The 21,123-nt window shown below is 43.7% G+C and carries 15 protein-coding genes and 2 tRNA genes; 7 read left to right on the top strand and 10 right to left on the bottom strand.

Translation table 11 applies throughout. The features are described from left to right. The first annotated feature begins 96 nt into the window (after nucleotides 1-96). Nucleotides 97-2,094, top strand: coding sequence for a transketolase (gene tkt, locus ACT3S4_RS02010; protein WP_444760318.1), 1,998 nt, complete (start codon nucleotides 97-99; stop codon nucleotides 2,092-2,094). Between the two features lie 79 nt (nucleotides 2,095-2,173). On the opposite strand, the gene ACT3S4_RS02005 is transcribed toward tkt, so the two are convergent. Continuing rightward, nucleotides 2,174-3,301: a Shedu immune nuclease family protein gene (locus ACT3S4_RS02005; protein ID WP_444760317.1), complete on the bottom strand. Its 1,128-nt coding sequence runs from the start codon at nucleotides 3,299-3,301 to the stop codon at nucleotides 2,174-2,176. A 97-nt stretch (nucleotides 3,302-3,398) separates the two neighbouring features. On the opposite strand from ACT3S4_RS02005, the gene ACT3S4_RS02000 reads away from it, so the two are divergent. After that, entirely contained in the window at nucleotides 3,399-4,418 is a 1,020-nt protein-coding gene (locus ACT3S4_RS02000; RefSeq protein WP_444760316.1) for an NERD domain-containing protein, read from the top strand. 12 nt (nucleotides 4,419-4,430) lie between these two features. Here the strand turns inward: ACT3S4_RS02000 and ACT3S4_RS01995 are convergent, their stop codons facing one another. The 9 genes from ACT3S4_RS01995 to exaC all read right to left on the bottom strand — a co-directional run bounded on the left by ACT3S4_RS01995 (nucleotide 4,431) and on the right by exaC (nucleotide 15,886). After that, complete coding sequence (locus ACT3S4_RS01995) at nucleotides 4,431-5,402, bottom strand: peptide ABC transporter ATP-binding protein (RefSeq protein ID WP_444760315.1); 972 nt, start codon at nucleotides 5,400-5,402, stop codon at nucleotides 4,431-4,433. After that, a complete protein-coding gene (locus ACT3S4_RS01990) occupies nucleotides 5,399-6,481 on the bottom strand; it encodes an ABC transporter ATP-binding protein (RefSeq protein WP_444760314.1) in 1,083 nt (360 codons plus the stop codon). The genes ACT3S4_RS01995 and ACT3S4_RS01990 overlap by 4 nt, the downstream gene beginning before the upstream one ends. A gap of 1 nt (nucleotide 6,482) precedes the next feature. Then, the gene (locus ACT3S4_RS01985; protein WP_087814459.1) at nucleotides 6,483-7,397 is read right to left on the bottom strand and encodes an ABC transporter permease; all 915 of its coding nucleotides are present in this window, start codon (nucleotides 7,395-7,397) and stop codon (nucleotides 6,483-6,485) included. Nucleotides 7,398-7,539: 142 nt separating this feature from the next. Then, a complete protein-coding gene (locus ACT3S4_RS01980; RefSeq protein WP_045453107.1) occupies nucleotides 7,540-8,556 on the bottom strand; it encodes an ABC transporter permease in 1,017 nt (338 codons plus the stop codon). 206 nt (nucleotides 8,557-8,762) lie between these two features. Further along, complete coding sequence (locus tag ACT3S4_RS01975; protein ID WP_444760313.1) at nucleotides 8,763-10,403, bottom strand: ABC transporter substrate-binding protein; 1,641 nt, start codon at nucleotides 10,401-10,403, stop codon at nucleotides 8,763-8,765. Nucleotides 10,404-10,860: 457 nt separating this feature from the next. Further along, a complete protein-coding gene (locus ACT3S4_RS01970) occupies nucleotides 10,861-12,504 on the bottom strand; it encodes a GMC family oxidoreductase (protein ID WP_444760312.1) in 1,644 nt (547 codons plus the stop codon). A gap of 196 nt (nucleotides 12,505-12,700) precedes the next feature. Then, entirely contained in the window at nucleotides 12,701-13,027 is a 327-nt protein-coding gene (locus ACT3S4_RS01965; protein WP_201560332.1) for a DUF779 domain-containing protein, read from the bottom strand. Between the two features lie 206 nt (nucleotides 13,028-13,233). Continuing rightward, nucleotides 13,234-14,262, bottom strand: coding sequence for an alcohol dehydrogenase AdhP (adhP, locus tag ACT3S4_RS01960; RefSeq protein ID WP_444760311.1), 1,029 nt, complete (start codon nucleotides 14,260-14,262; stop codon nucleotides 13,234-13,236). A 97-nt stretch (nucleotides 14,263-14,359) separates the two neighbouring features. Continuing rightward, on the bottom strand, nucleotides 14,360-15,886 hold the full coding sequence (exaC, locus tag ACT3S4_RS01955; protein ID WP_201539987.1) for an acetaldehyde dehydrogenase ExaC: 1,527 nt from the start codon (nucleotides 15,884-15,886) through the stop codon (nucleotides 14,360-14,362). A gap of 290 nt (nucleotides 15,887-16,176) precedes the next feature. On the opposite strand from exaC, the gene ACT3S4_RS01950 reads away from it, so the two are divergent. The 5 genes from ACT3S4_RS01950 (at nucleotide 16,177) to ACT3S4_RS01930 (ending at nucleotide 21,039) form a co-directional block, all read left to right on the top strand. Then, nucleotides 16,177-18,105 carry an AAA family ATPase gene (locus tag ACT3S4_RS01950; protein ID WP_444760310.1) on the top strand — a complete coding sequence of 643 codons (1,929 nt, stop codon included), beginning with the start codon at nucleotides 16,177-16,179 and terminating at the stop codon, nucleotides 18,103-18,105. Between the two features lie 175 nt (nucleotides 18,106-18,280). Then, a complete protein-coding gene (locus ACT3S4_RS01945; protein WP_250162960.1) occupies nucleotides 18,281-19,471 on the top strand; it encodes a type I glyceraldehyde-3-phosphate dehydrogenase in 1,191 nt (396 codons plus the stop codon). 162 nt (nucleotides 19,472-19,633) lie between these two features. Next, nucleotides 19,634-19,724, top strand: a tRNA-Ser gene (locus ACT3S4_RS01940). A gap of 83 nt (nucleotides 19,725-19,807) precedes the next feature. Beyond that, a tRNA-Ser gene (locus tag ACT3S4_RS01935) sits at nucleotides 19,808-19,898 on the top strand. Between the two features lie 262 nt (nucleotides 19,899-20,160). Beyond that, entirely contained in the window at nucleotides 20,161-21,039 is an 879-nt protein-coding gene (locus ACT3S4_RS01930; protein WP_444760309.1) for a hypothetical protein, read from the top strand. Nucleotides 21,040-21,123 lie beyond the last annotated feature (84 nt).

Here is a 21,123-nt window from a genome sequence, read left to right as displayed (position 1 = left end):
TGATTTTATAGTCTATAACTTAGGGACGCATTTGGCGTCCTTATGCTTATACTCCTTTGAGTAAACTCTCCTCTTAGCCCAATACTAGGACACTCTATGCCAGCTCCAATTAGCGAACGTAAATTAGCCAATGCCATCCGTGTACTGTCGTTTGATGCGGTTCAAAAAGCCAACTCTGGACATCCAGGCGCGCCAATGGGTATGGCCGATATTGCCGAAGTTTTGTGGCGCAAGTTTTTGAAGCACAACCCAACCGATCCACAGTGGCACAACCGTGATCGCTTTGTCTTATCGAACGGTCATGGCTCAATGCTTATTTACTCATTGCTGCATTTATCTGGTTATGATGTCAGCGTTGATGATCTGAAAGGGTTCCGTCAATTGCATTCGAAAACCCCAGGTCACCCTGAGCTTGGCTATACACCTGGTGTCGAAACGACCACTGGTCCACTAGGACAAGGTATTGCTAATGCCGTTGGTTTTGCTATCGCTGAAAAAACCTTAGCCGCACAGTTCAATCGTGATGGCCACAACATCGTTGACCACAATACCTATGCATTCTTAGGCGATGGTTGCTTGATGGAAGGTATCAGTCATGAAGTGTGCTCACTGGCTGGCACGTTAGGTCTTGGCAAGCTTGTCTTCTTCTACGACGACAACGGCATTTCTATCGATGGTAATGTCGAAGGTTGGTTCACTGATGATACCGAAGCGCGTTTTGAGTCTTACGGCTGGCAAGTGATCAAAGTTGACGGTCACGATACTGATGCAATCACTCAAGCAACTGAACAAGCGCTAAAAGAGACTACTAAACCAAGTCTTCTGATTTGTAAAACGACGATCGGCGCGGGTAGCCCGAACAAGCAAGGTCTAGCGGCCAGTCATGGCGCACCGCTAGGTGATGACGAAATCGCTTTAACTCGTGATGCGTTGTCTTGGAAGCATGCTCCATTTGAATTAGATGATGAAATCTATGAAGCATGGGATGCTAAAGCTAAAGGTGATGTACAGCAGAAAAATTGGGATGCAGACTTTGACGCTTATAAAAAAGTCTATCCTGAATTGGCGTCTGAATTGTTACGCCGTTTAAATGGTGACTTGCCTGCTGACTTTGATAATCAAGCACAAGCCTATATTCAGCAAACTCAAGAAGCGGGCGGCGATGTTGCCAGCCGTAAAGCCAGTCAAAACGCTATCAATACCTTACAGCCATTATTACCAGAATTGCTAGGCGGTTCAGCGGATTTAGCTGGCTCAAACCTGACGCTATTCAAAGGCGCTAAGGGCATCGAAAAAGACGCTGACGGCAACTATATCTATTATGGCGTACGTGAGTTCGGTATGACCGCGATTGCCAATGGTATCGCATTGCATGGCGGCTTTATCCCTTACGTAGCAACCTTCCTGATGTTTATGGAATACGCACGTAACGCGGTACGCATGGGCGCATTGATGAAGCAGCGCGTCATCCATGTCTATACGCATGACTCTATCGGTCTGGGTGAAGATGGCCCAACGCATCAGCCAGTTGAGCAATTGACTAGCCTACGTACCACGCCAAATCTACGTACATGGCGTCCGTGTGATGCGACTGAGTCTGCAAGCGCTTGGGTAGAAGCAATCAAATCAGAAAACAATCCATCAGCATTGATCTTTAGCCGTCAAAGCTTGCCACATCAAGCACGTGACAGTGAGCAAGTAGCGAACATTACCAAAGGTGGTTATGTACTGGCAAAAGAACAAGGCGAGCTAAAAGCCATCATCATTGCAACTGGTTCAGAAGTTGGCCTTGCGATGGAAGCGTACGAAACATTGAACGCAAATGGTGTTGGCGTCCGTGTGGTCTCTATGCCATGTGCTGAGATTTTCGTTGAGCAAGATGCTAGCTATCGTGAAGCCGTATTGCCTGCCAATATCCGTGCTCGCGTCGCTGTAGAAGCGGCTCATGTAGATTACTGGTATAAATTCGTTGGTCTAGATGGTAAAGTCATTGGCATGACTACCTATGGCGAATCTGCTCCTGCAGACCAGTTATACAAAGAGTTTGGTATCACTACCGACGCTGTGGTTGAAGCGGTAAATAGTTTGGTTTAGCAAACTATTTGAATAACTTTAAAGCCCTAAGCTAATTAGATTAGCTTAGGGCTTTTTCAATTCTATACAGTAGGAAAAATTACGATTTGTGTTCAACGATAAATTTGGCTCTTTCATATAACTCATCATAGGTAATGATTTCAACGTTTCGAGAGTCTCTACGAAATAATTCAAAAGTTTTCAGTTTTATCTTTTTTTCTTTGTCAGAGCTTTTACTCTCTTCTAAATTTGTTAACGAACCAATAATTAAGAAAGTTTTAGAGTCGCACGCACTTTGTGTAATTGTTTTTCCATCCTCGTCAAACAGTTCTTTTTGTTCTACCTTTATTTCACCACAAGCTTTTTGCTCAAGAATTTGTGAGTAAGAGTCAAGTAACTCAGGAGATAATTTCCAGCAACCAGCTCGATTTTGAGAGTTCTTGAACAAAGTAGTAGTAGGAAGTTTGATTTCTACGAAGGATGTAAATCTCTTATCACCAAGTAAAAAATCTGATATTACCCCGTCTTTACCCGCGGCATCTGTATCAGAAGCATGAAATTCTTTCTGCAATATACCTTGGAATCGGTAGTCTAGTCCGTAACCAAATATCCATTGGTTTAAAGTGAAAAATTCCTGCCAAGCTGTTTCATCTTTTGTGTTTGGTTTGTCTAAAACCTCTCTTTTATATTCAGACATATAGTCTTCATCTAATAGCATTCTAAATATTTCTAATTGGGATTTTCTATATCCAGTGCTAACAATGTCATGAGATGTGATGTTATCAGATGCTAATATTTGCTTCAAAATATCTTCACCTTCTCCATTTTCCATTATTTTCATAAAATTTTTGAATATTTCTGCATTATCGTTATTTGAAGAAAGAGTTGTTTGCTTTTCATTAAAGCTACTAACATCGATATCAATTAGAAAAGATAAAAAGGCTTTAAGTTGATTAGTACAAATTTTATTTAAACGCAAAGTCTCTTTTTCTTTTCCTCCAACAAATTTTGCTATTTCCAGTGTTCGAGCTTCACTACTATTTTTGCTAAATATGATTTTTATCTGAGTTCTTGAAGCGAGTTTGATCAAGTAAGTTGATCCATTTTCAATAATTTCCTCAGAAATTATTGAAAAGAACTTTCCCCCTTCAAATTCATGTTGATAGATTGTATCCAGTTTTGAGTTGAAAATAATTTCTTCTTCATTGGGCTTTGTTAAATCAAACATGATTGGTTTATCTCTTTTTTATAGACTATTGTTTATAATAGAATGTATCATAAGTATGCTCGATAGTATTAAGTATTTTTCTAGTTTAAGGAAAGAGATGTCCCTAAAATCCAGCTTCAAAGGTTTCCTAGGCGAGACCGTTATCAACGTCGCCATGTGGTTAAAACTAGAAAAAGACGTCTACCACCGATTAAATGGTATTACCTTGCCAAGAGCTAATGGTGGTAGTACCCAAATCGACCATATTATCGTCTCCGTATACGGCATCTTTGTCATCGAAACCAAAAACTACAAAGGCTGGATATACGGTAGCGAAAACCAAAGACAGTGGACACAAGCTTTCCCAAATGGCAGTAAATTCAAATTCCAGAACCCATTGCGCCAAAATTATCTGCACATTAAGACGCTCGCGGATCTATTAGGGTTGGAGCTGTGCTACTTTCATTCAATGATTGCTTTCATCGGTGAGTGTGAGCTGAAAACCCGTGATGAGTTGCCTGAACACGTATTGACAGGTGGTATGGTCTCTTATGTGAAGAAGAAACAAGATGAGATACTGACTGAAGACGAGGTTAAGTCCATCGTTGAGCAGATTAATAGCAAAAGATTTAGCAAGTCTTGGCGCACTAACAGAGAGCATAAAGCCTATCTAAAAGACAAGCATAGCCCGTTTAATCAGCAGTCTAGCGGTAACGCTACTGATAAACCAATTGCTAAAGTGGCTAATCAGCCTAAACCAGAGCCGATAGTAAAAGAAACCACTAAACGAGCCGCGCTGAAAAGTAGAGAAGTGCTGCAATGGTCTGGTCAGACTGAGATTGAATCTAGCGAATTAATAACTGACAGTCTGAATATTCAGCAGACAAATACACCATATGATATGGACAATAAAGTGTTCCTTACACCGTTTGAAATTGTAGAGCCTGAGCCACAGGTGGAAGCACCTACAATATTTGAGGCGACAAACCCTACTGTTAATCTCGTCCAAGCGCCAACTTGCCCGAAATGCAACGGCGAGATGGTCAAACGCACTGCAAAAAAAGGCGCACGCCAAGGACAATCCTTTTATGGGTGCGCGCAGTTTCCTAAGTGCCGATCCGTAGTAAATATTGCTTAGCCTTTAATCCTCTTAACCATATATTTCTTCTAAACGTAAACAAGCCACCAATCGACCATCCCATTCGCGCAGTTGTGGCTCTACTTCGCTGCATTGTGGTTTGGCATATGGGCAGCGTTTATGCAAGGCGCAGCCACTCGGTGGATTCAGCGGGCTTGGTAGCTCACCTTGTAGCGTTAAGTCGTTCTTATGGCCGTTCACAGTTGGTGCAGCCGCTAATAAAGCGATGGTATACGGATGTTTTGGTGCGTTATAAATCGCCTCTTTGGGTCCGTGTTCGACCGCTTGACCTAAGTACATCACCATCACATCATCTGCCACATGGCGCACGACAGATAAGTTGTGCGAGATAAAGACGTAAGCAGTATGATATTCGTCCTGTAAATCCATAAATAGATTCAATACTTGTGCTTGAATCGATACATCGAGCGCGGAAGTCGGCTCATCAGCGACGACAATCTTTGGATTCAGCATCATAGCGCGGGCGAGGGCAATACGCTGGCGCTGACCCCCTGAAAACATGTGTGGATAACGGCCAGCATGCTCTGGACGCAGACCAACATTTCTCATCATCTCATTAATCTTGTCGCGCTTTTCTTCCTTTGACAGTTTAGTATGAATATCTAATGGTTCAGTCAATTGATAACCGACAGTATGGCGCGGGTTTAAGCTACCATAAGGGTTTTGAAAGACCATTTGAATTTCGGTACGCAAGTCTTTTAGTGCTTTTCTGCTGTAGTCGGTCGTCCCTTCATCATTGATAAACAGCTGACCATCAGTAGGAGATTCGATGAGCGTTAGCTGGCGGGCAAGCGTGGACTTACCACAGCCTGACTCACCAACGACGGCCAGTGTCTTGCCAGCCTCAAGCTCAAACGACACACCATTCAATGCTTTAACGTAAGCTTTTGCTTTACCCAACCCTTGAGATACAGGGTAGTGCTTGTGTAGGTTGTCTGCTTTTAGGACCACTTTATTACTCATACTTGTGACTCCAAGGTAGCAGCGTGAGAGGTAGATAGGTGAGAAGGCAAGCTGGGTAATTCTGAGTGAATACAGCGCACTTTGCCATTGGGCGTATCTAAAATGGGCGGTGGCACTTCACAGGCAGGCTCTTTGTACGGGCAGCGAGGAGACAACAAGCAACCACTCGGACGATCGTATTGGCTGGGCACGACTCCGGGTAAGCTGTTCAGACGGTCTTGACCGATAGCCAGCTCTGGGATAGCTTGCAGCAATGCTTCCGTATAAGGGTGTGCAGGTTTTTGAAAAATCTCCGGCACGGTACTGGTTTCGACCACTTGTCCAGCATACATGACCGCGACATCACGCGAGTTTTGCGCGACCAAACCCAAGTCGTGGGTAATCAGTATCATTGCCATCTGTTTTTCGCGTTGTAATCGGTTGAGCAAATCCATGATTTGTGCTTGTACCGTGACATCGAGCGCGGTGGTAGGTTCATCAGCGATGAGTAGTTTGGGCTCACAAGCAATTGCCATCGCAATCATGACCCGCTGACTCATACCGCCTGATAACTGATGCGGATAAACCTTGAGTCGGTTTTTGGCATCGGGCATCTCGACCAGCTCTAACAGCTCTAAGATACGCGCCTGTACGGCTGAACCACGCAAACCAAGATGCTTACGTAAGACTTCGCCCAGTTGCATCTCAACCGTGAAGCTTGGATTTAAGCAAGACATGGCATTTTGAAAGATCATAGAGATGTCTTTGCCAATGATACCGCGTTTTTCTTTTGCTGACATACTGAGCATGTCTTTATCATCGAACATAACGCGCTTGGAACGGACAGTTGCAGAGGGTGGTAGTAGCCCCATCAGTGCCATCATAGTGACCGACTTACCCGAGCCAGATTCACCCACGACAGCGATGACCTCACCTTGTGTAATCTTTAACGACACATCATCGACTGCACGAAAAGCGCGCACACCTTGCCCGAAAGTCACTGAAAGATTTTCAATATCTAACAGCAATGGTGATTCTTTTTTTGATGCGTCATTCATAGAAGTGTGAGTGATAGGCGTTTTAATTAATGGTTCAGTCATCTTAGGTCACCTGCTTTAATTTGGGATCTAGCGCATCGCGTAGGCCATCACCAGTCAAGTTAATCGACAATGCGGCTAAGAAAATAGCGACACCGGGCCAAATCGCTAGCCAAACATTACTTTGAATATATTGACGCGCCGTACCAAGCATTGCACCCCATTCAGCATCGGGTGGCTGAACACCAAAGCCTAAGAAACCAATCGCACCTGCTTCTAAAATAGCAGAAGAGAAAATCATCGTCGCCTGCACGATGAGCGGTGCCATACAGTTGGGCAAAATGGTGATAAATAACAATCTAAGCACACCAGCGCCCATCACTTGTGAAGCGATAAAATACTCACGCTGTAGCTCTACCATCGCGGTAGCACGAGTCAAACGAATAAAAGGTGGTGTACAGACCAAGGCGATCGTAATAATCGTATTGGTCATAGAAGGCCCTAAGATAGCGGCAATGATGATGGCCAATAGTAAGCTCGGGTAAGACATCAAGATGTCATTGACCAGCATGACGGCTTTGCCCCAAACCTTGGGCCAAAATGCAGCACTAAGTCCCAATGAAACACCGACTAACATGGCAAGAGTCGTCGCGCTCAGACCGATAAATAGAGAATAACGCGCGCCATACATCACCCGAGACAAGGTGTCTCGTCCAGCATCATCCGTGCCCAGCCAAAACATGGTATTGCCGCCATCCAGAAAGGCAGGCGGCAACTGCTCTTGACCAGTAAATAACTCGTAAGGGTCATGGGGCGCAATGGCAGGCGCAAGGATGGCAATAATGACCATCAATGCCAGTACAATAAAACCAAGCACCGCGCCTTTATTTCGGCAAAACGTCGATAAAAATAGCTGCCAAGATGACGGCGGTGTGGCGGCCATAAGATTGACATCAGAGGGAAGAACAGAAGGCTTCATGAGCAGTTCCTATAGTGGCTAGCGCGTTGAAAGTATGTAGAGTTCCATTTCTAGCAATCATTTAAAATGTGCTAAAACTTACTCAAGACCATACAAACACCAATAACCACTATTTATAATATGAGTATTTATCAATGTTAAATTAAGAAGTATGTCGAATACGCGGATTGATCAGACCATACAAAATATCAATAAATAAACTAACCAAAATCAGGGCAGTGGCGACCAATAAAATACCGTTTTGCACGATAGGATAATCACGAGTGAAAAACCCATCAAGCAGCCAATTACCAACACCTGGCCAACTAAAGATAGTCTCAGTGATAATAGCCCCCGCGAGCAAGGTCGCCATCTGTAAACCAATCACAGTCACCACAGTAATCAAGGCATTGCGCATGACGTGTACCAATATCACGCGGCGCGGCGATAGGCCTTTGGCGCGCGCTGTACGCACGTAGTCCTCATCTAACACCTCTAGCATCGCCGAGCGTGTCATGCGTGCAATCATTGCGAGTGGTATGGTCGATAAGGCAATAGACGGTAGGATAAAGTGTTTGACCACGTCCCAAAACGCGCCAGGTTCTCCTGATGTTAACGAGCCCAATAACCATGATCCATATAAAGGTTTGACGTCTAAAAACTGCGCGACAGATATGACACCAGCAACGGGCAACAGGCCGAGATAATGGGCGAATATACCCGTGAGGATAGGTCCCAATAAATAGATGGGCATAGAGTAGCCAGCCAGCGCCCCTGACATTAGAGTGTAGTCAATCCATGTACCACGTCGTAGCGCGGCAAAGATACCTAAGCTCACACCGACAACACTGGCAATGACAATGGCACACAAAGCCAGCTCTAAGGTTGGTACAAAATGCGCAAAGAAATCTTGTAATACCGGAGTACGAGTACGAAAGGATTGACCAAAATCACCGGTCAATATTCCGGTTAAGTAATCCCAATATTGGACAATGAGGGGTTTGTCTAAGCCAAGTCTTTCTAACGCGCGAGCATGTAGCTCTGGATCTACCATACGCTCACCCATCATAATCTCGACAGCATCTCCAGGGACGAGCCGAATTAAGGTGAATGTCGATAGCGTTAAGCCAAGATAGACAGGAATTAGAATGGCAATGCGACGCAAAATGTAAAGTAGCATGGGCTGCTCAATTCAATAGTTGTGGTTCAATCGTTTGAGATCGATGAGTAGAATGTTGGCAGAGATGAGAGAGTCGGTGACAAAATGCTTAAAAAATGCTTAATAAGGCGCTTAACTCATATAAATACGGCTGGAGCAGAGTGTCTGACCCAGCCGAATATAAATTAAACAATCATGCATGTCTTACCGGACGTCATCAGATCAGGTTATTCAACCTTTACACCATCGAAGCGTATTGAGCCAAGCGGACTAATTTTATAATCGACGACGTTTGGTGCGGTGAATACCGTGACCACCGAATGCGCCATTGTCGTCCAAGGCAATTGCTCTTTGAATATCTTCTGAGCTTGTACATAGTCGTTGACGCGCTCATCTTGATTGGTAATCTGACGGGCGTTAGTCACCAAAGTGTCAAAGTCTTTATTACACCAACGTGAGTAGTTATTGCCACCGACCGCATCACAAGATAATAGCGTACCAAGCCAGTTATCAGGATCCCCATTGTCACCAGTCCAGCCCGCTAGAATGACATCAGGCTCACCTTTAGCAGCGCGGTTTAGATACTCGCCCCATTCATAAGTCACAAGCTTGGTATCGACACCAATTTTTGCCCAATCTGCTTGTAGCATTTCAGCCATGAGTTTGGCATTAGGATTGTATGGGCGTTGAACGGGCATATACCATAGATTAATGGCAAGTTTGTCCGCGCCTGCTTCTTTGATAAGGGACTTGGCTTTTTCCACATCATAAGGCGCATCTTTGATAGATTTGTCGTAACCCCATTGTGTGGGCGGCATTGGATTGGTGGCTTTTAATCCTTCGCTTTGATAAACCGCATTGATAATAGCGTCTTTATTAATTGCCATGTCTAATGCTTGGCGAACCTTAAGGTCGCTAAGCTTCGGTTTTTCAACGTTATATCCGACATAACCGACGTTAAAGCCGGGTTGATCGAGAACGGTGGCCTTACCAGATTTTTTAACAGAGTCAATTTCGGCAGGTTTTGGATAAGCGGACACATGACATTCGCCTGCTTGCACTTTTTGGGCACGAACTGCTGAATCTTTGGTGATGACAAAGACTAGATTATCAATATGAATATCATCTTTGTTCCAGTAGTCTGGATTTTTGGTATAACGAATTTGCGCGTCTTTTTGATAAGAAGTAAAGACGAAAGGTCCTGTACCAACGGGCTTGGTGTTGATATCAGCAGCATTACCAGAAGCCATTAACTTTTCTGCATACTCAGCAGAATCGATATAAGCGAAGGGCATCGCTAGGTTCTGTAAAAATGGCGCATTGGTTTCGCTGAGCGTGATTTTGACGGTAGAGTCATCAACCTTTTCGATATTGGAGATAATATCAGGTAGCCCCATACCGACCGAATAGGGGAACTCAGCAGGATAGGCTTTATTAAATTCAAACTCTGGATTGGTGATACGCTCTAGCGTAAAGACAATGTCATCTGCGTTGAAATCACGGGTTGGGGTAAAGTAATCGGTCTTACCATATTTAACCCCTTTACGTAGGTTAAAGGTATAAGTCTTGCCGTCTTCACTAATATCCCAGCTTTCGGCTAAGGCTGGCTGAATCTCAGTACCATCTCTTTTGAACTCCACTAAGCCGTTGTAGATGGGAAAGGCGCTCGCATCAAAATCTGTACCTGCAGTGTACTGTGCTGGATCGAATCCAGCCGGACTACCTTCTGAGCAATAAAGTAAGGTTTTGGCTGCTTTAGCATCTGAGCTGGCAGCAGATTCATCGGTGGTTTTGTTGTCGCCGCTACAGGCACTGATGCCTAGAATAACTGTCGCCAACATCGTCAATTTGAAGAGTGATTTTTGCATTATTACATCCTATGTAATGATAAATAGTCGCCAATATATTTATAAGATCGTTTTTGACCTATAAATATAATGAGCGTGCTTTTAATTCCCTTTAAAGCAATTGTTTATATCGTGTTTTTGATATGCAAAATAAAAAATATTTCAGGTTGTATTAACCATTATTCAGATTTGCAAAAAATACCGATATAAATAAGTGGTTTAAATATACTCTGTTCAACAGTGGTAATGCAAGACATCCGTAAGGTAATTTGATAGAAAACGTTCTGTTTTACTATCTTTATTGCCGAATTTGTTAGAGTTTCTCCTTATTTTAGAAATGCTGATAAAAATAACCACGAAAAAATATGGGTTGAATTTTTATACAATCTGCTTATTTTCATTTTATTGAATATAAAGTTTTAGTAGATAAGCTTCTTAAATAAAAATACTAATTATAAGACGCATATCTTCCCATGTTTTATGGCGTGATTCGTTCGATATGACCGTGACTTGCTTTGATAATATCTGCTAGTTTTTCAGCAATCATAATCGTTGGCGCATTGGTATTACCGCTGATTAGAGTCGGCATGATTGAGGCATCAATGACCCTTAATCCATTTACACCGCGTACTTTTAATTGCAAATCGACCACTGAATTGCTGTCTGAGCCCATACGGCAAGTGCCGACAGGATGATAAATGGTATCTGACTTGTTGCGAATATAGCCGAGCATACCGTCTTTTTCGATATAGGGGGCAGGGTAGTCTTCAGTAATATATTTGGCAATGGGTGATTCTTGCATGATGGCGCGCGTACGCTCCGCGCCTGCAATCATATATTCCACATCTTTTGGGTGCGAGAGGTAGTTTGGATCAATCAATACCGCGTCTGAGGGGTCGGCGGAGTCCAGTCTGACCGTACCGCGGCTTTCAGGGCGTAGGTAGCAACTGTGACAAGAGACCGCAAAGCCACGTCTGAGATCACGACCGTGCTCAATCACGCGGGATATGACAAAGTGCAGTTGGGTATTTGGCCACTCTTTTGGATCATCACCGACACTAAAGAACGCGCCCGCTTCAGCATAGTTGGTAGACAAAAGGCCTGTACCATCCTTTCTCCACTGCCGAATACTTTTGGTCAATGTCGAAATCGTCGCCATACCAATACCGATGACGTCAGTGGTATTGACCTCGTAATCAAAAACGACATCCAAATGATCTTGTAGATTACCACCAACATCGGGCGCATCTACCACGACGTCGATGCCATGCGATTGTAGATGCTCAGCAGGTCCAATACCTGACAACATCAGGACTTTGGGTGAGCCAAAAGTGCCCCCAGATAATATCACTTCATGACGCGCCATAACCGCATGCTCGACGCCATCTTTTTCATAAGCGACACCAACGGCTTGTTTGTCTTCAAAAATGACGCGGTTGGCTTGGGCGTGGGTGATGACGGTCAGATTTGATCGGTTTTGTACTGGATGTAGATAAGCCGCTGCCGCAGAGCAGCGTTGACCTTGTTTTTCGCCATGAAAATGGGTGACTTGATATAGCCCTGTACCGTCTTGCTTTTCGCCATTAAAATCTTGATTATGCTCTAAACCATTGGTGATGGCGGCTTCTACGAATGCTTTGGAGATATCACGCGGACTTAGTAAGTCGCTGACATGCAGTGGTCCGCTATCACCATGCAGCTCGCCGCTACCATGAATATTATTTTCCGCTTTGATAAAATAGGGCAGTACATCATCAAATCCCCAGCCAGTACAGCCTTGTTCTACCCAACGTTCATAATCGAGCGCACTACCACGCGTATAAATCATGGCATTAATAGCCGATGAGCCACCCAAGCATTGACCACGTGGTTGGAAGCCACGACGGTTGTTCAGGTGCGCTTGCGGCGTAGTTTGAAAGCACCAATTATTCAGTTTCAGCGGCTTGCCTGGTACCATCAAAATCAGTCCGGCAGGGACACGGACAGCAAGGTCTTTACCTTCACCGCCATATTCTAATAAGCAGACACTAATGTCTGAGTTTTCTGTTAATCGGCTAGCAAGTACGCAGCCAGCTGAACCACCACCAACGATGACGTAATCAAATTTTTTATCAAACTCCATTTTATATTCCTTCTAGCATCCATGCTGAGTAAAACGTGCTCGTTAAAACGCGTTTATTGAAATAGGGTACGCATTACAGTATCTATTATTTTGCTGGAATAATAAAATAAAAATGACTAAGGGGTGTTTGTCGATCAACATATTGCATGGCAAAACAATACTAGGTCGTTAAAACGCTGGTATATGCTATTTAAACTTATATAGCACATATCTCTGAACGTACGATAAAGCGCTTACCTTCTGGTATTTCAAGCGAAAAACTGGCTCCGCGCCCATCGACCACATCTATCGTTAGGTCGGTATGTTGCCAGAGCTTATGCTGAGCTTTACCCATATAAAATGGACAGCCAACCAGCTCGCCGATGAGTACGTCTTGTCCGCCTACTTTAAATTCGTCCAATGGATAACACATGGGTGAACTGCCATCGCAGCAGCCGCCTGATTGATGAAACATCAGCTCGCCGTGCTTAGATTTTAGTAAGTCGATTAATGCTTTACAGGACTCTGTCGCTGTGACGTTCATAATGATTTCCTTATCGTTAGACCCGAACGAATGTCTTTCATAATCATACTGAATAGAAAATAAAGGGTCGCATCATATTCACTCACATCATTTATCATATGTGGTTGAAAGTGATACGACCCTTTACTGATGGTTACTCTAGCCAGTCATTGAGACGGTATTACGAGTCTCAAAATATCATAAAGCATGTGGCTAGATAATGGTTGCTACAGACTATAGTCAATGACAATGCGACCTTCGATTTTGCCATCACGCATACGATCAAAGATATCATTGATATTTTCTAGTGGCTCAGCGGCAACGGTGGCTTTTACTTTGCCTGCTGCTGCCATGTCTAGTGACTCTTGCAAGTCGAGACGCGTACCAACGATTGAGCCACGAATGGTAATACCATTTAAAACAGTATCAAAAATGGATACTGGGAATTCGCCCGTTGGTAGACCATTACAGACCAAAGTACCACCGCGTCGTAACATGCCTAATGCTTGATCAAAGGCTTTTGAAGATACTGCTGTCACGAGCGCACCGTGAGCACCGCCGATTTCTTTTTGTAGATATTTAGCAGGGTCAGTATTTTTCGCATTGACAGTGACTTTGGCACCCAGTTTTTTAGCGAATGCCAGTTTTTCATCATCAATATCCACAGCAGCAACGTTCAATCCCATTGCAATGGCATACTGAACTGCCATATGTCCAAGTCCACCGATACCTGAAATGACAACCCAATCGCCTGGCTTGGTGTCGGTCATTTTAAGACCTTTGTAAACCGTGACGCCTGCACATAACACTGGTGCAATTTCAATAGAGTCAACGCTTTCAGGAATGATACCGACATAGTTGGCATCTGCTAGCACGTATTCTGCAAAGCTGCCGTTTACAGAATAACCAGAGTTTTGTTGGCTTTCGCATAAAGTTTCCCAACCACCTAAGCAATGAGTACAGTGGCCACAAGCAGAGTAGAGCCAAGGGATACCGACTCGGTCGCCTTCTTTGACATGATGCACATTGTCACCAACGGCAGTGATAAGACCAACGCCTTCGTGCCCTGGGATAAACGGTGGGCTAGGTTTGACTGGCCAATCGCCCTCAATGGCATGCAAATCGGTATGACAGACACCTGATGCCTGCATTTTTACGACGATTTGACCAGCACCTGCGGTTGGAATATCTACTTCTTCAATTTCTAAGGGTTGTCCGAATTCATGCAGTACGGCCGCTTTCATTTTATTACTCACGTTGTAACTCCTTGTCATCGTTCTTTACATTAAGATGCTCGGCGAGCATCGAGGTCGCACTTTACGGTTTTGCCATAAAGTGCTTTGAAAAACAGAATTAAAAGAAGCCCATTGCTTTAGGACTATAAGAGACCAGCATATTTTTGGTCTGCTGATAATGGTCTAGCATCATTAAATGGTTTTCGCGGCCGATGCCTGATTGCTTGTAGCCACCAAATGCTGAGTGTGCAGGGTAGAGGTGATAGCAATTCGTCCATACTCGACCAGCTTTGATGCCACGACCGAAACGATAAGCACGAGTACCATTACGCGTCCAGACACCAGCACCAAGACCATATAAAGTGTCATTGGCTAGCGCCATCGCTTCTTCATCGTCTTTAAAAGTGGTGACAGCAAGTACAGGGCCAAAGATTTCTTCTTGGAACACACGCATATCATTCGTGCCTTCAAAGATAGTCGGCTGCACATAATAACCGTTTGCCATATCGCCATCATGCTTGGCAAGTTCACCGCCAACAAGGACTTTTGCCCCTTCTTTTTTACCAATATCAAGATAAGATAGGATTTTTTCTAACTGATCTGAGCTGGCTTGCGCGCCAATCATGGTGTCAGTATCGAGCGGGTTGCCCATTTTGATGGCTTTCACGCGAGCGATACAGCGTTTCATGAATTCATCATAGATGCTTTCGTGGACGAGGGCGCGTGATGGGCAAGTACAAACTTCACCTTGGTTTAGCGCAAACATGACCAAACCTTCAACCGCTTTATCTAAGAAGTCATCGTCTTCATCCATGATATCAGCAAAGAAGATATTTGGGCTTTTACCGCCCAGCTCTAGCGTGACTGGAATGATATTTTCACTGGCGTATTGCATAATTAAGCGACCAGTGGTGGTCTCACCAGTAAAGGACACTTTATCGATACGCGGGTTGGAAGCGATTGGTTTACCAGCTTCTACACCAAAGCCGTTAATGACGTTTAGTACGCCTTTAGGTAAAATATCCGCCGCGCCTATGACGTCAAGCATGTATAAAACAGAAGCTGGAGTTTGCTCGGCAGGCTTGAGGACGATACAGTTACCCGCAGCAAGGGCGGGGGCAATTTTCCAAATCGCCATTAAAATAGGGAAGTTCCAAGGAATAATTTGACCAACGACGCCTAGAGGCTCATGGAAATGATAGGCAACGGTATCTTCATCAATTTGACTAATGCCGCCTTCTTGTGCGCGGATAACGCCCGCAAAATAACGCAAATGGTCGATGGCGATTGGGATATCAGCGGCGAGAGTTTCGCGAACTGGTTTACCGTTTTCATAGCTTTCAGCGATAGCGATTGCCTCTAAATTGGCTTCGATACCATCAGCAAGTTTGAGCAACATATTAGAGCGATCAGTGACACTGGTTTTGCCCCATGCGTCTTTTGCGGCATGAGCCGCATCTAGCGCCGCTTCAACATCGGCAGCTTTAGAGCGCGCAATCTGACAGAAAGTTTTACCATCGATTGGACTTGAGTTGTCAAAGTATTCACCATCGATTGGTGCGACCCACTCACCATTGATGAAGTTGTCATATTTTTTGCGGAATTGAACAGGACTATTTTCAGTATTGGGATAGGCGTATAACATTAACGACTCCTTGTTGTGTATTATGGCTAGTTAAGAACAAACGACTTAAGCATAAATATTTGGCCATCCTGACCAAGCTATGACCCTATCGTACTGAGCTTTAGCGATGAGCGATAATGACTTTTTATAATGATATATTTCGTATCGTATAACTTTAAGTTATGTGGCTTATCAGGGTTAAAGTCGTCCGCGAAACGGATGTAGCTGCTATAATTGTTGGCAGCTTTTTCTCTTATTGTTTGCTCTTAAGCTGTTTTTCTTATTACTATTAACTTAATTGGTTTAGATATATGCGTCAATCTTCTGCTCTTGATATCTTAAAAACGGGTCAAAATGTCTTTTTGACTGGCTCAGCAGGTTCAGGTAAGACTTATACGCTCAATCAATATATCGACTATCTGCGTGCGCGCCGTGTGCCTGTCGCCGTCACTGCGAGTACCGGTATTGCTGCCACACACATGAATGGCACAACGATTCATAGCTGGTCCGGCATCGGTATCAAAGATGAGATAAGCGACCGCGACTTGACTACGTTATCACGCAAGCAGTTTTTGGCAGACCGACTAAAAGACACCGCGGTATTGGTCATTGATGAGATATCGATGTTGCATGCTAAGCAGCTCAATTTGGTCAGCCAAGTACTCAAGCATATCCGCAAAAATGACAAAGCCTTTGGTGGTATCCAAGTGGTCGTAGCTGGCGATTTTTTCCAGCTGCCGCCGATTGGTAGTAAGGGTGAAACCAACCGTGAAAAATTTGCCTTTATGTCTGAAGCGTGGCTTGATGCCAAGTTCCATATTTGCTATCTGTCTGAGCAACACAGGCAGGTTAGTGAAGCGGCCAATGGCGGGCTTGATTTGGACGATATTCTCAACCAAATTCGTCGTCAGGAAGTCACTTTTGAATCGATTGCCGCGCTGGAGGCAACCTTTGATCAAAATGTCGATATCAAACGTACTCGTCTTTATACGCACAATCTCAACGTTAATAGCATCAATGATAAAGAGCTTGCCGCGTTAGAGGGCGAGATGATGCGCTTTACCGCCACGTCTACGGGCGACAGTAAATTGGTTGAGACCCTTAAAAAAACGGTACGTACCCAAGACGATTTGGTACTAAAAGTCGGTGCTAAGGTGATGTTTATCAAAAACAATACCGAACTTGGTGTGTCCAACGGTACGATGGGTGAATTGATTGGTTTTGCCGCTGTTAAAATCGATGATGATAGCAAAGACAGCAGTGATGATTTAATCGAAGACGATGACGACAGTGCTGAAAGTGAGACTGATAAGAATGTAAAAGGCAAAAGTAAAAAAGCCATAAAAGAGAAATCCAAAGCCAAAAAGCCAACGACGCAAAAAATGCCCGTGGTTCGGCTCAATTCAGGGCGTGAAGTTGTTGCTGAACCTGAAGAATGGATCATCGAAGATGAGACAGGAGATGTGCTGGCAAGCTATGAGCAAGTACCGCTTTGTTTAGCATGGGCGATTACCATTCATAAGTCACAAGGCATGACCCTCGATGCTGCTGAGATTGATTTATCGCGTACTTTTGAGCTGGGGCAAGGTTATGTGGCATTGTCACGATTAAAATCGCTGGCAGGTCTGCAGTTGCTGGGTATGAACGACATGAGTTTACAGCTTGATCCGCTAGCACGCGGCGCGGACAAACGGTTTTTGGTGCTGTCCGATGAGGCTGATGCCAATTATTCGATGCTTGATGAAGAGAGCATGACGCAGGCACATGAGAAATTTATTTTAAAATCGGGCGGTACGCTGAGTAAGTCAGTGATTGACGCTTACTCCACTTTGCAAAAAAAGCGCCGCGAGCAACAACAGGCGCAAATAGACAAAAAACAGAAACTGGGCAATCAAGTTTCAGATAAGTCGGACAGTACCTTGCTTGCGACGCGATTATTATTAGAGGAAAGCTTGTCGATTGCAGAAATCTCGCAAGCCCGTCAGCTTTCACAATCAACGATTATGCGTCATATTGCTGATCTAAAATCACAAGATCAAAGTCTTGCCTGCGATCACTTGCGTCCAGAGGATGAGGTGATGACTGCTGTTGGTAATGCTTATGTCGCCATCAAGGTTGCCAATAATCCAAACGACTTTAATGATGATGGTAGTATCAAACTGCGCCCGATATTTGATTATCTTAAACAAAGTATCGACTACAACACCATTCGCTTAGCACTGATTTTTATAACGCCTTAATGCCGAATGGCGTCTTGATACTGAGTATGACAATTCAGGGTTCAAGCATTCACCAAAGCCATTTAGCTTTTATATAACAATTCTTAGAGCCGATTAACAACTTGTTGGTTTTGTTTCATTGTAGCGCTGACTTTGTAGTGCTCAATTTTTTATCCCTTTATAGCGATATCTTTTTATGCCTGATTTTTCGAGCGCCACTTATCAATTAACGTCTGACCCAGTAGCAGCAGCGGCGTTTTATGCATCTAGTGATGACACACAGCCACTGAGGGTTGTTATCAATGGTTTTGGACGTATAGGGCGCAACGTTTTGCGGGCATTGCTAGAGCGCTTTGAGGTATTAGGCCGTGCGATCCATGTCGTGGCAATCAATGATTTAGCCCCTGCTGACATTCTGTTGCACTTATTAAAGTTTGACAGCACGCATGGTCGCCTAAGTCGCCTTGGGGTCAGTGCTGATATTGTGGCGAGTAGCAACGATGAAGCGAGCGATGACGGTAACAATGACAGCGCCACACAGCTTTGTCTGACAAAAAACAATTATACCTATTGTATCAATTTATTCTCAGAACGTAACCCTGCGCAGTTGCCTTGGCAGGCGCTGGGTGTCGATGTGGTACTAGAGTGTACCGGACATTTTCGCTCTTATGAGCAAGCACAACTGCACATAGTGGCTGGGGCGCAGCAGGTGATTATCGGTGCGGCACCATTCGATGATGTCGATGCTTGTATCGTTATGGGCGTTAATACTGATGAGCTAACACGTGAGCTGCCGATTATATCGAGCGTTTCTTGTACCACGCAGGCCTTGGTTCCCTTGATTGCGACGCTTGATACCGCATTTGGGGTAAAGTCAGCGATGATGACGGAGATTCATGCGGTCACCGCTGATCAGACAGTGCTTGATCAAGCGCACCGTGACCCAAGACGCGCGCGCGCGTCTGGTTATAATATTATCCCAACCACCTCTAGCAGTATCGCGGCGACAGAGCGTGTGCTACCTGCTATGGTAGGCAAGATAAATGGGCATTCGATACGAGTGCCTACCATTGATGTCGCAGCTATTGATGTGACCTTTGTTTTTGATACGCCCGATGTGTCTGTCGAGGCAGTCCGCGAGGCACTCAAATCTGCCAGTCAGGCACATTTGCGTGACATCATGGCTTATACGGATGAGCCATTGGTATCCAGTGATTTTATCCATCAGACTGAGTCTTTGATCATTGATGGTCAGCAACTCATGCAAGTGGGTAGTCAATACAAGGTTTTTGCATGGTATGACAACGAATGGGGTTATGCCAATAGACTACTAGATATGTGTCTACATCTGGCTTCTTATGAAAAACCTATCGTCAATCCTCTATAAAAGAGTGACCGTGTTAACCTTGCTTGAAGTATTACATATACCTCTGCATGCAGTTGCCTTGACTCTCTTTTAAACGGAATCAACGATAGCATCAAAATAATTTAAATTCGTGCAATTAATTGCTTGCATTCTTACGTTATATCGCTATAATAACGCACAAATGGAGACGTGGCAGAGTGGTTGAATGCACCGGTCTTGAAAACCGACAAGGGTTTGTAGCCCTTCGAGAGTTCGAATCTCTCCGTCTCCTCCAAATTCGAAAGCCGCAATCATTATTAATGATTGCGGCTTTTTTTGTTGCATTTTTATTTTATATCGTTATAATAATGCACAAATGGAGACGTGGCAGAGTGGTTGAATGCACCGGTCTTGAAAACCGACAAGGGTTTGTAGCCCTTCGAGAGTTCGAATCTCTCCGTCTCCTCCAAATTCGAAAAAAGCCCTAATCAGTGATGATTGGGGCTTTTTTTATGTTCAAAAAGCAATTTTTATATAGTTTCTGTATTGATTATCGTTGGATTATCATCTTTTTAATTAGTGGATTATATTGATAGACATACTCTGTGGTTACAAAATTGTGAAAAGCATCAGTTAAAAAATATAGTATATATTCTAATAAGTAAATATAATAAAGTTGTATTTAATATGCCTAATATCGCCTTGTAGCTAAATAACCTGAGGATAATCTAATGAATAAAATAGCATTATACTTATTGGCTAGCACTCTACTTTTAGGTTGCGGCGGTGATGATTCTGAGTTTAACTCTAATCCGACACCGACACCGACACCGACACCGACACCGACACCGACACCGACACCGACACCGACACCGACACCGACACCGACACCGACACCGACACCGACACCGACACCGACACCGACACCGACACCGACACCGAGCGTTAAGTTAATACCAGGCTTTTATGCAGGTAGTAACAATGAAGGTGAGCTTTTAGACGCTCTCGTAGATGACGATAGTAACTTGTGGCTTACATATATAGAAATTGATGATTCAAATGGAGACGAGAATCCTATAGGTTTTATTAAAAGTAATAACTCAGTATTAATTAGTAATAGTAAATTTAATGTTCCAGCAAAAAATTATTCTTTTGATAGTCGTCCTTCCCGTGATATTAACGTTAGTGGAGATTATAAGTTAGGTGTTATCGACGGCAAATTAATAGAATTACCTTCAAACTCAATAGCGTATAATTTAAATTTTAATCAAGCATCATTTAAAAAGCATAACTTTAACCAGATTGATAATAAAACATTCGCAGGTCCTTTATATGTGACTAGTGGAACGAATATAATTTCTGCAACCATTAAATTTACTACTAATGGTAATTTTAATGGTGTGGATAGCAAAGGTTGTAATATGATAGGAAAGTTCACACCAGCTGCTTCAGGAAGATACTATATAAGCACTATAACTTTTGGCCAAATCAACTGTGCTGCTGCTGGAGAAACTCTAACAGGTAATTCAATATTGGATGATAATGACAACAATCTACTGCTTCGTGCTACCAATGGTAGTGGAGATATAGGTATGTCCTTTGGGAGCTAATATCAGTAAAAAAAACAATACTCTTTGATCGTATTTAAAAAATCCTAATCAGTGATGATTGGGGCTTTTTTTATGCTGGATATT

Source organism: Psychrobacter sp. AOP30-A2-5 (genome assembly GCF_052378115.1).
GTDB lineage: Bacteria > Pseudomonadota > Gammaproteobacteria > Pseudomonadales > Moraxellaceae > Psychrobacter.
This window is presented reverse-complemented; position numbering and strand designations above follow the sequence as displayed.